This window comes from Microbacterium sp. CGR2, from assembly GCF_003626735.1.
Classification (GTDB): Bacteria; Actinomycetota; Actinomycetes; order Actinomycetales; family Microbacteriaceae; genus Microbacterium.
The window spans coordinates 3,415,298-3,429,099 of record NZ_RBHX01000001.1; the positions used below are offsets into that span (position 1 = coordinate 3,415,298).

The 13,802-nt window shown below is 65.2% G+C and carries 15 protein-coding genes; 6 read left to right on the top strand and 9 right to left on the bottom strand.

The window, feature by feature from the left end; genetic code table 11:
* Window positions 1-196: 196 nt before the first annotated feature.
* The 9 genes from D7252_RS17150 to D7252_RS17185 form a co-directional block, all read right to left on the bottom strand.
* Window positions 197-883 carry an NmrA family NAD(P)-binding protein gene (locus D7252_RS17150; protein ID WP_215110991.1) on the bottom strand — a complete coding sequence of 229 codons (687 nt, stop codon included), beginning with the start codon at window positions 881-883 and terminating at the stop codon, window positions 197-199.
* Between the two features lie 10 nt (window positions 884-893).
* Complete coding sequence (locus D7252_RS20260) at window positions 894-1,046, bottom strand: hypothetical protein (protein ID WP_215110993.1); 153 nt, start codon at window positions 1,044-1,046, stop codon at window positions 894-896.
* Between the two features lie 70 nt (window positions 1,047-1,116).
* Window positions 1,117-2,352 (bottom strand): peptide synthetase, encoded by a 1,236-nt coding sequence (locus tag D7252_RS17155; protein ID WP_120776488.1) that lies wholly within the window; start codon window positions 2,350-2,352, stop codon window positions 1,117-1,119.
* Window positions 2,353-2,356: 4 nt separating this feature from the next.
* A complete protein-coding gene (locus D7252_RS17160; RefSeq protein ID WP_120776489.1) occupies window positions 2,357-3,340 on the bottom strand; it encodes a CPBP family intramembrane glutamic endopeptidase in 984 nt (327 codons plus the stop codon).
* Between the two features lie 383 nt (window positions 3,341-3,723).
* The gene (locus D7252_RS17165) at window positions 3,724-4,935 is read right to left on the bottom strand and encodes an MFS transporter (protein WP_120776490.1); all 1,212 of its coding nucleotides are present in this window, start codon (window positions 4,933-4,935) and stop codon (window positions 3,724-3,726) included.
* 33 nt (window positions 4,936-4,968) lie between these two features.
* The gene (locus D7252_RS17170) at window positions 4,969-5,703 is read right to left on the bottom strand and encodes a MerR family transcriptional regulator (protein WP_120776491.1); all 735 of its coding nucleotides are present in this window, start codon (window positions 5,701-5,703) and stop codon (window positions 4,969-4,971) included.
* 323 nt (window positions 5,704-6,026) lie between these two features.
* On the bottom strand, window positions 6,027-6,671 hold the full coding sequence (locus tag D7252_RS17175) for a stage II sporulation protein M (protein ID WP_120776492.1): 645 nt from the start codon (window positions 6,669-6,671) through the stop codon (window positions 6,027-6,029).
* A 76-nt stretch (window positions 6,672-6,747) separates the two neighbouring features.
* Window positions 6,748-8,115 carry an FAD-binding oxidoreductase gene (locus tag D7252_RS17180; RefSeq protein WP_120776493.1) on the bottom strand — a complete coding sequence of 456 codons (1,368 nt, stop codon included), beginning with the start codon at window positions 8,113-8,115 and terminating at the stop codon, window positions 6,748-6,750.
* Window positions 8,116-8,206: 91 nt separating this feature from the next.
* Entirely contained in the window at window positions 8,207-8,680 is a 474-nt protein-coding gene (locus D7252_RS17185) for a hypothetical protein (RefSeq protein WP_251050757.1), read from the bottom strand.
* A gap of 260 nt (window positions 8,681-8,940) precedes the next feature.
* On the opposite strand from D7252_RS17185, the gene D7252_RS17190 reads away from it, so the two are divergent.
* From D7252_RS17190 to D7252_RS17215, 6 genes are all read left to right on the top strand, one after another.
* On the top strand, window positions 8,941-9,552 hold the full coding sequence (locus tag D7252_RS17190) for a TetR/AcrR family transcriptional regulator (protein WP_120776495.1): 612 nt from the start codon (window positions 8,941-8,943) through the stop codon (window positions 9,550-9,552).
* Window positions 9,549-9,854: a hypothetical protein gene (locus D7252_RS17195; RefSeq protein WP_147406763.1), complete on the top strand. Its 306-nt coding sequence runs from the start codon at window positions 9,549-9,551 to the stop codon at window positions 9,852-9,854. The genes D7252_RS17190 and D7252_RS17195 overlap by 4 nt, the downstream gene beginning before the upstream one ends.
* Window positions 9,855-9,958: 104 nt before the next feature.
* Window positions 9,959-11,110, top strand: coding sequence for a GDSL-type esterase/lipase family protein (locus D7252_RS17200; protein ID WP_120776497.1), 1,152 nt, complete (start codon window positions 9,959-9,961; stop codon window positions 11,108-11,110).
* 5 nt (window positions 11,111-11,115) lie between these two features.
* Entirely contained in the window at window positions 11,116-12,045 is a 930-nt protein-coding gene (gene bla, locus D7252_RS17205; RefSeq protein WP_120776498.1) for a class A beta-lactamase, read from the top strand.
* A 543-nt stretch (window positions 12,046-12,588) separates the two neighbouring features.
* Window positions 12,589-13,029, top strand: a complete 441-nt coding sequence (locus tag D7252_RS17210) for a hypothetical protein (protein WP_120776499.1) — start codon at window positions 12,589-12,591, stop codon at window positions 13,027-13,029.
* A 259-nt stretch (window positions 13,030-13,288) separates the two neighbouring features.
* A complete protein-coding gene (locus tag D7252_RS17215; protein ID WP_120776500.1) occupies window positions 13,289-13,765 on the top strand; it encodes an adenylyltransferase/cytidyltransferase family protein in 477 nt (158 codons plus the stop codon).
* Window positions 13,766-13,802 lie beyond the last annotated feature (37 nt).

Consider the following 13,802-nt stretch of genomic DNA (forward strand, 5'->3'; position numbering starts at 1 on the left):
CACCATCGTTTGTGGAGCAACCGTCGAGCGCAGAGGTCCGCGACGAGGGCGAAGCTCTGGGCGAGCCGTTGGGATCGCGGCTGCCGAGGCGGTAGCCACCCCTGCGAGGATGGCAGTGATCACGCACGTGGCTCGAGTGACGAGCGAGAGGCGACATATGCCTCGCCCGCGCTGGCTGAGGGGCTGGCGATGCCGTTCACTTTCCTCGGAACAACGCGGCGTGTTCGCGGGCGAAGCTCTCGAACTCGCGCGGCGGATGTTTCATGAGGTCGGGCACGGCTGTCGAGATCGTGGCAGCTTCTCCGCGGGCGTAGTGCGCGTAGTCCTCGAGTAGTCCTTCGACCTGCCAGGGCGGGAGCACGCCGGAGAGCATCTTGCCGAATTGCTCCGGGGCGACGTCTTCGAAGTGGACGTGGCGTCCCATGGCGGATGAGAGGTGTGCGGCGAGCTCGGTGTGCGTGAGTGCTTCGCCCCCTGTCAGGGTCACGGCTCCCAGTGGCTGGGATGAGGTGAGGGCAAGTGCGGCGATGTCGCCGATGTCGCGCACGTCGACGAGACTTACTCGCGCCTCGCCGATCGGCGCGGGAAGCGTTCCTGTCGCCTGCACGATGCCCGCGAGGGCGAGCATTCCCTGCATGAACAGATTTGGTCGCAGTGCGGTGATTCCGATGCCTGATGCGAGGGCGTGCTGTTCGACGGCTGCGTGGTAGCGCAGGAAGCGGACTGGTGAGTCGATCGCGGACCCCAGTTGGGACAGCAGAACGAGGTGGCTAACGCCTGCCTCGATTGCGATATCGATGAACTGTTTCTGTTGCGCTTCGGCGCGCTCGGTCGACGGCGTCACCAGATATGCGGCGCGTACTCCCTCGAGCGCCGTACGCACACTGCGGGCGTCATCCAGGTCGGACCTGCACGCCGAACTCGACGGAAGGGGGCCTTCGGGACATGGACCGGAACGCGATGCCCCGTGCCGTCAGAGAATCGGTGGTGGCTCGGCCGGTAGAACCGGTGGCGCCGGCGACGAGGATGTCGGGTGCGATGGTCATGGTCTCTCCTGCAGGTCTCGGGGGTGGCGCGGTCCGTCGATCAGGGCGCGGGACCAGTCGGCGCGGCAGATCAGCATTGCTGGGTTGCCTGCCTCGACAGGCGTGCTGCCACGTCAGCGGCAAGCCCGCCAATGTCATCGTGGCCGGTGAGGGTAAGCCGGAGCGCGCCGCCGTGCGTGACGACGCCGAGGACGCACTCGCCCTGCACCTGGGTCGTCATCATCGGACCCCATACCGCTTCGGCAGCGTCTGAGCGGGGTGCGAAGATGCCGAGGTTCGTGATCTCGATGTCGGCATCCGTGGCCGCGAGCATGGCCGCTTCCGCTTCCATCGCGTCGGTTGGCTGCAGCGCGGCGAGCATGAGGGCGGCCGCGCGTGCCTGGACGCGACCCGTGCGAAGCTGTGCCGTCGCGTCCTGCGCGAGAGGCCAGAAGTCGCGACCCTGCGGGTCGTCCAAGGCAACGGTGGTCGCGGTGAACCGGTTCGCGACATCGTCGGGAAGCCCGACGGCCGAACGCAGATCGATGGGTGCATTGATCCGGACGGGTCCGGTGATGCCGCGGGCGCTCAGCGCCTGGGCGGCCGCGGCACAGAGCGCCCCTTGCACGGTCGCGTCATGCGATCGTGCGATCACGCGGAGTCGCTCGGTTGTGGACCAGTCCAGGGCGGCGACCTCGACGGTCGGCGGAGTGCCGTCGAACGCGCGCACCACGGCCGCTGGACGTTCGAGTCCCGCCGACGCCGTCGGGGTCGCGGCCGCAGCTCCGTCGGGCAGTGATCTCAGCAGCTGCTCTTGGCTGGCGGGGATCGGCTGAGCGGGCGGGGTTCGCCCGTCGAGGATCTCCAGAAGGTCCGTCACTGCCCGCAGTGCCCCTCGACCGTCCGCAATCTGGTGAGAGAAGGTAAGGATGACGACGAAGCCACTCATTGTGTCGACGAGCGTCGCTCTCGCCAGCGGGCCCAGGTCTGGGTCGATGGGTGCGGCCTGCTCCGCGGACGCCTCGACCACCCAGTCGTGGCCGCTGGAGACTCTGAGCGGAATGGGCTCAGACGTCGGGCGGAACACTGCCTGCTCGCCGGTGCGATCGATGCTGCTGGCGAGCAAGGGATGCGTCCGCTGCAGAGCCGCAAGCGTCCCGGTCAGCTCTTCCTCGGTGATCGGCGAGGTGAGCTCGATCACGATCGAGAACTGCACGGGGTTGCGGCTGATATAGAGGTCGATGATGTTCTCGAACGCCCCCAACGGCCGCAGGGTCGAGGCGGCAGCGTAATCGTTCGTGAGGGTAATGCGCTGGTCGCGGTCCATGCTTCTACTTCTCGCCCGCGATGGCATCAGCGGTGTCGCTGGGTGCGGTCGGGGTGAGGGCTGGGCCGGCCTTCCGAGTCCACCACAGGATGACCAGGGTGATGAGGACGACAGCCGCCGTCGGGATGAGCTGGGTGACGGATCCGACGCCGGCGGAGCGGTCGCTCAGCGCGCCACCGAGGTCAATGCGGAAGAGCGGTCCCGAGACGAGCGAGAACGTGTTCAGCACGGCGTGGAGCACAACCGCGATCTCGACGCCGCCGGTGCGCCAGGTGATGACGGCGAGGCATGACCACAGCACGAAATACCAGATGTTGATGTAAATGTCGGTCGACATGTGGACCGCGGTAAAGATCACGCTCGAGCCAATGATGCCGAAGACCAGGCCCGCCTTGCGGCTGCGCGTCCAGCTCCCGAGGACTCGGAACAGCAGCCCTCGCACCCCGTACTCCTCACCGGTCGTCTGCAGAGGGGTGAGCAGCAGGGTGCCGATAAAGATAGCCACAAGGTCGAACTGCGTCCACGGCACCTCGACAGAGGGCGCGAAATAACCCACCGCATTGGCGAGAATCCAGAAGGGACCGAACACGAGCAGGCTCTTGCCGAGCAGGTCGAAGCGGAAGCGGGAGATCACCGAGTGCATCGACGCTCCGGGAACCCCGTACAGCCACCGCTGGATGAGCATGCTCCACGGCATCAGCAGGAACAGCGACAGCATCGAGGACGCGTGGTAGAGCGGTGTGTAGTCGGTGCCCTGGAACAACGGGGTCGTGTGGCCGTTCTGCAGGTCAATGAGACCGGTCAGCGCTCCGAGTCCGGTCGGGAAGATGACGAGCCCGGCGAGGAGCATGACGATGGCGAGGACGCCGCGACCGATGCGACGCTTCTCGCCGGCCAGCACGCGATGGTACTCAACTCCAGGAGGTACGGAAGGGGCACGCTTCGGGAGTGCGCGCTCGAGCAGCCAGTTCGGCGGGATGGTAGTCATGGTGTCCTTCGTCAGTGGTGAGTTGGTCAGTTCCGTGTTTCGTGCCGAGGAGTCCGTGGTAGTGCATGCGTAGCGCGCGTGCCATGGTCGCCAGTGTCGCGGCCGGGCATCAGGTTCAGTCAGTTCGGCAGTCAAATGAGCGACTCAAACGTGCCGATCGTCTCGGCGATCGGAGGGATCTGCGAGATAGGCTCGACCGCCTGCGGGCTCTCGAACGCCATGCGTCTCTCTCCGTTTTCGTCGACTATTACAGTGTGTTAGTTAGAACGCTAGCACACCGTAATAGCGTGATGGGAGACCGAGGCAACCGCTAGAGTGGCGGTCACACCGCGCGGGCGCCCATGACTCATGCCTCGAGTCTGCGCTAGCTCGTCGGTGAGCTCTTATTCGAGCGCGGAGGGTGCGAGGTCCTTCATCGGTTTGGCCACGAGCACGCTGATGACCATGACTGCCCACGCCGCGGCCGCTACCACCGCGGCGATCTGCAAACTCACAACCTCCGTCAAGACCGACGCGATGACGATGCCGATTGAGGGGGCGATAGTGACGGCGGCGTTTTGAACGCTCATGACCCGCCCGCGCACAGGATCGGGGATTCGTTCGAGCATGAGGACGCCTGCGAGGCTTGTGAACAGTCCTGAGGCCATGCCGGTGACGAACGCGCCGACCAGGACGATCGGTATGTTCGCGAGCGTCGCCATCATTCCAATCCCGATTGCGGCACCGCTAAGACCGCCCCCGAGCCAGGCTCGCCGTCCACGACCGGGCTTCGCAAGCACGGCATAGATCACGCTCCCTAGGAGCAACCCGAGCGCAAGCGCGCTCAGGACAAGTCCGAGAAGAGCTGGCGCCTCGATCCGAGTGAAGTACACCGGGAGGATCAGGCCCTGGAAAGAGCTGGTGACCATTCCGGCGACGAATGTCATCATCAGCAGCATCACCAGGAATGGTCTGCCGAAGAGCGCATTGAACCCTTCCCGGAACTCGGTGAACACGTTCCTGCGCGTCGGGATGACCTCGTGCGGAGTGGCGCCGGCCCGGTGCGGGATCAGGAGCGTCACCGCGGCTGCGGCAAAGGAGAGCCCTGCCGTGACCCAGAGGACAGTGCTGCCGCCGAGGACTCCGACGAGGAGTCCGGCAGCCGCAGGGCCAATGACGATCGCCGCGGCTCCGAGGCTTTCGCGCAGGCCGATGAGTCGTTCCGATGACAACGGGCTTGTCCGCACGATGGCGGGTAGGAGGGTTTCTCGAGCCGTGATTCCGGGGATGTCGCCGAGGGCGCCGACCGCGCCGAAGAGGATGAACCAGCCGACATTCAGATCCGTGATGAGGTCGATGAGTGGAAGGGCCGCGACCGCAAGGCCCGAGATCATGTCCGTGATGATCGACGAGGTACGACGGTTGACCCGATCGATCACCACCCCCATGAGGATCCCACCGGCAAGCGCGGGGAGTACGGTCGCGGCGGCGACCGTACCTGCGCCAAGCGCGCTCCCCGTGGCCTGGAGAATGATCAAGGGCAGGGCAACGGTGGCGATCGAGTTGCCCAACGCGGACAGCACGTACGAGGCGAGATAGGCGATCGTGAGTCTCATGACCCGAGTGTCGACGTTGTCGCCGCGACAAGGTCAAATCTGCCCTGCGGTACCTTGTTCCGCTTTCGCCGTGGCCCTCGAGATGATGTCGAGCTGTGGCGGGGTGAACGCCTGCTCGAGGTAGTCGTTCACCAAGGCTGCGAGCCGGGGTTGCACGGGCAAGTCTGTCCACTGTGCGAGCACACCGCTGAGCGCCGCGATCGCCGCATCTCTTTCCGCCTGAGAGGAGGTTTCATCCATCGCTCGCAGCTGTCTGCTCAGGTCTCCGAACTGCACCATGCCCGCGGAATCGCTGAGGCCTGCTCTGAGCGACTCGCGGAGGCGCTCGGTTCCAGCCGACATCAGAAGCAGGGTCATATCTCGTTCGATCCTGCGGACGTCAGGGAGCGACCATAGTTCGCGAAGCGCATCCTGATCGCTGTCGTATAGGGCGATCACTTCCGGTGAGGAGGACGAACGCGCCGCCCGCACAGCGGCGAGCTGCGCCTGCATTCGATCTATTTGTTCGAGGAGACTCGATTCGAGCGCAGCGAGTTCATCAACCACGACATCGTCGCGCTCTTCGATCAACATCTCGCCGATCCGGTGCAGAGGAAGCCCGAGAGCGACTAAACGGCGGATCCTCAGCAGCCGAGTCAGGTCCGTCACCGAATACAGTCGATACCCGTTGGGAGCGCGGGCAGGCTCCGGCAAGACTCCCTCGCGGTGATAGTGACGGATCGCCCTCGGCGACACCTGCGCGATCGCCGCGATCTCTCCGATCAGCATTCGCCGCCCTCCCCCACTCGTTCGGTCCTCGGGTTCGCCCCGGGTCCGGCATTCGCTCCATCGAGGCGCTCGCGAACGCGTTCGACCTCGGCCAGTTGTGCGCTGCCCACATCAGCGGCGCATCGGTGAGGTACTGCACGGCGCCCAAGTTTCACCGACGCCCACGCCACCGGCGCGTTCGACCACATCGCGCCCCCAATGATTGCAGAACACCGCCGAAGAACGTCATGCTGCGACAGGGAGCCCGTGGGGTAAGGAGCTGTTCGCGCAGTCCCCTTCAACGAGTCGGTCGTCGGTCGGCGAGTACCGATATGCCTCCGGCGCTACAGCAGCAGCTGGCTCAGCGGGCCCACCATGTAGACCAGTGAGAATGCCTCCCAGATGGCTCCGATGATGAGCAGGGCGAAAGCGGGCAGCGCCAGCCATCCGATTGTCTGGAGGCCGCGCACATATCCCTGGCGGCGGTTCTTGGCACCGACCGTGCGGGGGAACAACCAGTATTTGCCGAGCAGGAAGGCACCTAGCGCGAGCAGGATGTATGCCTGGAACTCGATGATCACCGTGAGCGAGTGCGGGATCAACGCGACCCATCCGGTCTCGCTCGTGGGGGCGAGCGAGACGCCGGTCACGGCCACCCAGACGCCGAAGGCCGCGACGCCCGCGAAGGGCACGATCAGCGAGGGCAGCACTATGGTGAGCGCGCTCAGCTGGAAGACGTTCACGCCGAGGATCACGAGAGCGAAGAGCCACGGCTGGCTGAAGATCGACAAGACCAGATCGGCGGTGCCGTCCTCCTCCATCGACGCCGCGCGGGCCTGGACCAGCTCGGGGAATATCAGTCCGACGGCGAATCCAATCAGGCCGATGCCGTAGGTCGCGAGGTTGAGCAGGAGATAGAGGCGACGGTTAGCGCCGATGATGCGGAACGGTTGGCCTATTGCTCGAGGACGTCGGACGTTGTTGGGCATGGGTGATTCTCCTGAGGGGTTGTTCGCGTTCGATGTAGGTATCGAGCTTCTGGACGCGGTCAGCGTCGTGGCGTTGTCAGTGGTCGGGCAGGCCGATGGAGACTGCGGAGAAGCGTCCGGATGGATCCACATCCCCCTTCACGGCGTGCAGGCGGGCGAGGTTATCGCCGAACGCCGCCCCAGCACGCGTGATGTCTGCTGGTGGCAACAGATTCGGGTAGGCGGCCGGCAGTCCGTGCGCCTGCAGCTCGCTGAGCAGCCGCTCGGCCCAGGCGACCTCCGCATCATGTCCTTCCGCGTCCGGGGTTGTGGCGATGAGCTCCACCATGAAGTGCGGCTCCCTGAGCGCCCATGGAGAGTGAGCGGCGTCGGGGCGAGTGGCAGCCCCGTGGAAGTGGTGGATGTTCACCGCGGTGAGTGGCGAGATGCGGCGCCGTTCGCCCTCTGCGAGAGCTTCAACGACTGCGGGATTCAAGCTCGACAGCGAGATGGTTCGCAGGGTGTACTGTCGCCCCGCCGGGAACATGCCATCCAGTGAGTGAAGGGCTTGGGCGGGCGTGACGGGGTGGACCTCGGACATGAGTGGCATCCCGATCTGTTCGATCTCCTGCACCCACTGCGTACCCTCGGTCGCGTCACCCTGCCAGTTGACGGACACGAGGAGCATCGGGTTGCCGTCCGGGCCGCTGGTGATCGCGGGGGCGATGGAGAGTTCGTCCGGGACGGCCGGGTAGAGGTCGTTCAGGGCGGTCAGGACCGGCCGGATCTCTTCCGTGCTGAATGCGATGGGGCCGGCGAGGACGACGGGGAGTTCGGTGAGCGTGATCTCGAGTGTCGTCACGACACCGAAGTTGCCGCCTCCCCCACGAAGCGCCCAGAGAAGCGAGGGGTTCTCATCGTCAGAAGCGACGACGATCGATCCGTCGGCGAGCACGATTTCGGCCGAGACGATGTTGTCGGCGGCGAGGCCCCGGGTGCCGAGGTACGGGCCGTAGCCGCCACCAAGGGTGAGCCCGACGGCACCGACCTCATTGACGGTCCCCACCGCTGCAGCGAGGCCGTGCTCTGCGGCTGCATCGACCAGATCCTCCAATCGCGCACCACCTTGCACCCGAGCCGTACGGGCCTGGCGGTCGATCTCGACGCCGCGCATCTGCGAGAGGTCGATGGTGACTCCATCCTGGGCGTGCGCTCTCCCGGCCCAGTCGTGCCCTTGGCCTCGAACCGTGACGGGCACGTCGGGCGGCGTCTCCCGCAGCACGCGCTGGACATCGACTGCAGTGGCGACGCGAGCGACAATCGCAGGGCGCGATGTCGACTGGTCGCTCCACAGACCCGTCGCACCTGGGAACGCTTCGTCGCCGGCCTGGATGACCTGCCCGTCGATGGCCTCTCGTATCGTCTCGGCGAGCTTTTTGCGGTCGGATCGAGTGTGCGTGGTCATGTTTTCCTTTCCGGGGCCGCAGCGTCCGCTACAACTATCGAGGAGTCAGTTCTGAGGGCTGTTCTGCCTGTCGGGTGCTTTCGTGGAGGTTCTAGCTGGCGAGCTCATCGATCCAGCTCGACCGCATCCGTAGCGCGCGCTCCGTGCTGCCGATCACGGCAGCGAGACCGATCAGGAGATTGATGTGGAGAGGAAACTGGAAGGGCGAGGTGAAGGTACCGATCGAGTCGGCGATCGGCGGGATCTGAGAAAGGGCCTGGATGATCTGCGGCACCTCCACGCACAGGCCGACGACAACGAAGGCGATGGAGACGAGTCCGATGACGTGACTCACCCCGGGGTGTCGTTGGTGCAGGCGGGCGCGACGGCCTTCTGCAGATGCGGGATCGGGTGTCAGGGGTTGCTCTGTGCCGTTGGCGCGCACGTAGTGGCAGCGCTTGAGCCCGAAGCCCGTGATGGCGACCTCGATGTGCCCGCCGGGCACATCGAACCTCGTGGGCATTTTCGCGAACGACCGCAAAGCCCCATCGACATATAGCCGGGCGCGGATCTCACCGTCGGTCATGTCGCCGGCATGGCGGACATCAACTGTGTACGTGGAGGTCGTTCCGTCCGGTGCTGGCAATGAAATGGAGCGGAGCGATCTGCCAAACAGCTGCCACCACCGGTACCGGCGCAGCGGCTCCCCTGAGCCGGCTCGCACACGGCGGTGTCGCCATTGTCTGATCCCCATCGAGACGGCTCCAATTTAATAGCACGGTGTGATAGTCGGTCGTGGACTAAGATAGCACACCGTGATAGTGCGACGTCATGAGAGGAGCAGACATGGACGTTGAGGCAAAGGAACCAGGGACGCGCGACAAGATCTTGATCGCAGCGGCAACAATGCTCGGAGAGAACCCGACCGCACGTTTGAGCGTCCGGGCCGTGGCTGCCCGAGCTCACGTGAGCACAGGGTCGCTCAGGCACTTCTTCCCCACGCAACGCGATCTGATCGACACCGTCGTCGCCGCGATGTATGACCTGCAGATCCCGGACGATCCCATCGCGGAGGTTTCGCTCCCGCCGGCCGAGCGGCTGATCGCCTGTCTGCAGCTGCTCCTGGCACAGGCGGGTGTGGGCGATCGTGCGCGACAGCAATGGGGCGACCTCTACCACGCGTACGTGGCGTCCACCCCGCCCGAGGAAGAAGCTGCCACCTATCTCGCGCTCGAGCGGATGGGTCGCCACCGCATCGAGCAGTGGCTGGAAAAATTGGTGGACGAAGGCGGGATCCCCGCGGGGTCGATCGAGCAGCGGGCGCAGTTCCTCGCGACGGTGATCACCGGCATCATGACCGAGCGCGCCCTGCCATCTGCCGTCGTGCGGGTAGAGACTGAGGCAGAGACGCTCCGGCTAGCCGCCCATGCCGTCACGACCGGATGGCCCTCGGCGTGAACGCCCTCCTCTACGAAGCCGCGGTGCAGGTCGTTCCGCTGTTGCTCATCGCTCTCTTCTTGGACCGACGAATCGCCAACGATGAGACGACGGCGCGTGCACGACGGTGGCGCCGCTGGTCCAACAAGTTCTCCCTGATTCTGAACGGGATCGCGTTCATGGTGTCGCTGTTCATTCTCGCGGGGGCGTTCCCGGCCAGCTCGCTCAGCATGGCCATCGTCATCTCGGCCGTCGCCGGATCTATCGGACTGCTCTGCGGACAGATCTGGCAACGACTCGACGAAGAACCCGGCCGCTCGTGACCATCGCGGGTCCGTACCGGGAAACTTCAGGCTGTCGCCAAGGCTGTATTCCCTCGTCGCGACCCGCACACTGACACCCGCACACCGACAACCTACGGAATCACATGATCACAACCACGCTGAATGCCGAGTTCCTCGACGGCATAGCAGACCTCGAACCCGTGGACCGTGGAATGCGGCCGCACCGGCTTCCACCACACATCCGTGACCTGGATGCGGATCCCCAGTTGAGTCTGATGGAGGCCCAGCCTTCCGGTGCACGTGTCGCTGTCGTGACCGAAGCGCGCCGGATCGAACTCGAAGTACACGCCACCCGAGTGGGATACCGGATGATTCCAAGGCCACGAGGCGCGATCGATGTGGTGGTCGACGGCGTCCACGAGCAGACCTACTCACTCACCGAAGGCGACGCGGTGGAGCTCGACGTGGCCACCGGTGGCAGCTCAGCCACCGCGGGAAGCGCCGAAACGGTCGTCCTCGAGGGAATGCCTGCGGGCCGGAAGACAGTGGAGTTCTGGCTCCCGCATAACGAAGCCGTGGACCTGGTGCAGCTTCGTGCCGATGCGCCTGTCGAGCCCGCTCCGAAGACCGGTCTCCTCTGGGTGCACCACGGCAGCTCGATCAGTCAGGGGTCCAACGCCACGCATCCGACGGGTATCTGGCCGGCCATCGCGGCCCGCCGCTCTGGAGTTCGGCTACGCAACCTCGGGTTTGGCGGCAGCGCCCTCGTCGATCCGTTCCTCGCCCGGGTCATCCGAGACACTCCCGCGGACATCATCAGCGTCAAACTGGGGATCAACGTCGTCAACCTCGACGCCATGCGGCTGCGCAGCTTCGTGCCCGCGGTTCACGGTTTCCTCGACACCATCCGCGATGGGCACCCGGCGACACCACTTCTCCTCATGTCACCGCTTCATTGCGGCATCCACGAGGAGACACCCGGCCCTGGGTCGGTCGACATCGCCTCGATCGGCACGGACCTGGTTCAATTCACCGCCACCGGTACCCACGGCGATACCGCGCAGGGACGATTGACCCTGCAGGTGATCCGCCAGGCCCTCGCAGAAGTGGTCGCGGCCCGCCCCGAAGACCCGAACCTCCACTACCTCGACGGGCTCGAGCTCTACGGGGCAGCGGACGCCGAAGCCCACCCGCTCCCCGACGCCCTCCACCCGGACGCCGAGACACACCGTCTCATCGGCAACCGCTTCACCGACCTCGCTTTCGCCCCGCGGGGCACCTTCGGAAAGGCCTAAGGCTCATGCGCCGCCTCCTTACCGCCGGACTCACCGGACTTTTCGCCCTGACTGCACTCACCGGCTGCGTCCACAGCCCAGATGAACCGACCACTCCCAGCCCGGCCCGGCCGACCACCACGCCCTCCCCCGAACTCCACGCCGACACCGAGCAGGAGCTTGTCGCGCTCGAACAGGAGTACAACGCAACCATCGGCGTCGTCGCGGTCAACACCGGCACCGGGGAATCCGTCTCCTACGGCGAGAATCGACGGTTCGGCTTCGCGTCGACCATCAAGGCGTTCGCCGCTGCAGAGTTCCTCCGGACAGTGCAAGGGCCAGACCGCGACGAACTCGTCCACTGGACCGCAGACGAGGCCGACGCCTCAGGCAACGCTCCGGTGACCTCCCAGCACGTCGAAGAAGGCCTGACCTATGCGCAGCTTGCCGAAGCCGCCGTCCGGTTCAGCGACAACGCCGCTCTCAACCTCGTCTTCGACCGGATCGGTGGCCCCCAAGCCCTCGACGACGCCCTCACGGATCTGGGAGACACCACCACGGAGGTCGTGAACAACGAACCGACGCTCAACACGATCGAACCAGACAGCACCGAGGACACCACCACAGCGGCCGCATTCACCGCCTCCTTCGAGGCGTACCTCGACGGCTCCACTCTCACCGCAGCCGATACCGCGCTACTCCTCGACTGGATGAGCGACAACCGCACAGGAGACCCCCTGATCAGAGCCGGTGCGCCCGCCGGGTGGGTTGTCGCAGACAAATCCGGTGGCGCCGGCCCCATCCGCAACGACATCGCCATGATCACGCCACCCGGAGAAGCTCCCATTCTTCTCACCGTGCTGACCTCCCGAAACGACCCAGATGCGGCTTTCGACAACACCCTCGTGGCGCGAACCGCCTCCACCATGCTGAATGCACTCGGCCCCACCAGCTAGGACAGGCAAGAGCGCACGCTTTGTACTCCAGGATCGCCACGTCCAGGGAGGACTCCCCTGCCGATGACGGAGCCCCGAAACCGCCAGTTGATGGGTGCGATAACGGCCCAGCAAGCCAACTAAGTCCGTGGCTCAGCTCCCTCCCCGTCCGCGGCGGGCGAACCGTACCGCTATCCCCGCACCGATAACGAGGACGACCAGCACCACGCGTCCCCTCAGCGACATACTGTGAACAGACGGCAGCAGCGGGCGTTCGCCCCTCGGGGGCCAGCCAATCGACGGGTACGAATTCTCCTGCTCCACCCCAGGACAACAGGCACTGGTCAGGGCGGGTGTCTACGGCGAGTTCTTCGAAGCTCGCGCGCGAACCAACCGTAAACGATCGTTTACGGCAGACGACGGACCGGTGGCCGGTATCGCGCATGCCGCGGGTGCCGCGGGTGCCGCGGGTGCCGCGGGTGCTGGCACACCGTAGCGTTTCAGGCCAGCGATTCGAGACAGCCTTCAGCCGGGTTCGAGGAGCGGCGGGTAGCCTCGGGCACCATGACTGACCAGCAAGCCGAGCGGAGCTCCCGGATCGTAACGACCGGGAGCTCGCTCGTGTACTTCGTCTTCGCCTGCCTTGCCGTGCTACACGTGCTGGCGATGCCCGTCTTCCAGTACTTCAGCGTCGCGGGCAACGCCGAGTACGCGTGCATCATGGGACCCGTCCCACCAGACGCCGCGGTTCAAGGAGAGGTGTCGCTCGTCGAAGGACACAAGACAGCCTTCCCTGCCGGCAGGTACTGCGAGTTGGAAAGCATTTCGGGCGAGCCACTGACCTATCAGACCGGATGGGTCATAACGATGATCGCGTGTGTCGCAACCCTCATCGTTGCCTGGGTGACCGTGCTCGCGATTCGACGGCGGCGACCGCGCAACATTCTCGTCGCGCTCGTCCCCGCGGCGTTGACGCTGCTCGCATGGGTTGCGGTGTTCGTGTAGCGCTGCGCTTCGCGGCTTCTCCGGCTCCCCTCGGTAGAGCTGTCCCGGACTGTCGAAGTAGTGGAGCCGCTGCGATTCGGCGACTACCATCGCGCCGGATGCCGCTACCGCGACTGCGCCGGCGGTATCGCGAGCGATGATGCGATGACGCAGTTCGGAACGAAGGGGATTGAGCCGTGTCGACGTGGAGCGACGACACCTGAGCGCGCTGGCGAGATCAGTAGAGTCGTACGGGTACTTTCACTCCGAGGGAGACGCAATGACGGCAGAGCCCACCATTCAACGGCGAGATTACAATCCCGGGCCGCGGGTCGGAATCACGTTCTCCACGTTTGATCTGCTGCACGCAGGGCACATCATGATGCTCGCCGAAGCGAAGCGTCAGTGCGACTACCTCATCTGTGGGTTGCAGATGGATCCGACTCTGGATCGTCCCGAGAAGAACGCGCCGACGCAGGCTGTAGTTGAGCGGTACATCCAGCTCCGCGGCTGCCGGTACGTGGACGAGATCGTGCCGTACTCGACCGAGCAGGACCTCGAGGACATCCTCCGATCGTTTAAACTCGACGTGCGCATCGTGGGCGACGAATATGCGGACCGTGGCTTCACCGGGCGCGAATACTGTGAGGCGAGTGGCATCGAGTTGTACTTCAACGGCAGGGACCACCGTTTCTCCAGCTCGGGCCTCCGAAAGATCGTCGCGGAGAAGGAAGCGGAACGAGTCGCCAGAATCTGACCGTAGGAGCGTCATCAATCACGGCGTTCCCAGGTGG

Coding starts and splice junctions, on each gene's coding strand:
- D7252_RS20260 (WP_215110993.1), bottom strand. CDS start 1,046: ATGACCATCGCACCCGACATCCTCGTCGCCGGCGCCACCGGTTCTACC.
- D7252_RS17155 (WP_120776488.1), bottom strand. CDS start 2,352: ATGGACCGCGACCAGCGCATTACCCTCACGAACGATTACGCTGCCGCC.
- D7252_RS17160 (WP_120776489.1), bottom strand. CDS start 3,340: ATGACTACCATCCCGCCGAACTGGCTGCTCGAGCGCGCACTCCCGAAG.
- D7252_RS17165 (WP_120776490.1), bottom strand. CDS start 4,935: ATGAGACTCACGATCGCCTATCTCGCCTCGTACGTGCTGTCCGCGTTG.
- D7252_RS17170 (WP_120776491.1), bottom strand. CDS start 5,703: ATGCTGATCGGAGAGATCGCGGCGATCGCGCAGGTGTCGCCGAGGGCG.
- D7252_RS17175 (WP_120776492.1), bottom strand. CDS start 6,671: ATGCCCAACAACGTCCGACGTCCTCGAGCAATAGGCCAACCGTTCCGC.
- D7252_RS17180 (WP_120776493.1), bottom strand. CDS start 8,115: ATGACCACGCACACTCGATCCGACCGCAAAAAGCTCGCCGAGACGATA.
- D7252_RS17185 (WP_251050757.1), bottom strand. CDS start 8,680: ATGACCGACGGTGAGATCCGCGCCCGGCTATATGTCGATGGGGCTTTG.
- D7252_RS17190 (WP_120776495.1), top strand. CDS start 8,941: ATGGACGTTGAGGCAAAGGAACCAGGGACGCGCGACAAGATCTTGATC.
- D7252_RS17200 (WP_120776497.1), top strand. CDS start 9,959: ATGATCACAACCACGCTGAATGCCGAGTTCCTCGACGGCATAGCAGAC.
- bla (WP_120776498.1), top strand. CDS start 11,116: ATGCGCCGCCTCCTTACCGCCGGACTCACCGGACTTTTCGCCCTGACT.
- D7252_RS17210 (WP_120776499.1), top strand. CDS start 12,589: ATGACTGACCAGCAAGCCGAGCGGAGCTCCCGGATCGTAACGACCGGG.
- D7252_RS17215 (WP_120776500.1), top strand. CDS start 13,289: ATGACGGCAGAGCCCACCATTCAACGGCGAGATTACAATCCCGGGCCG.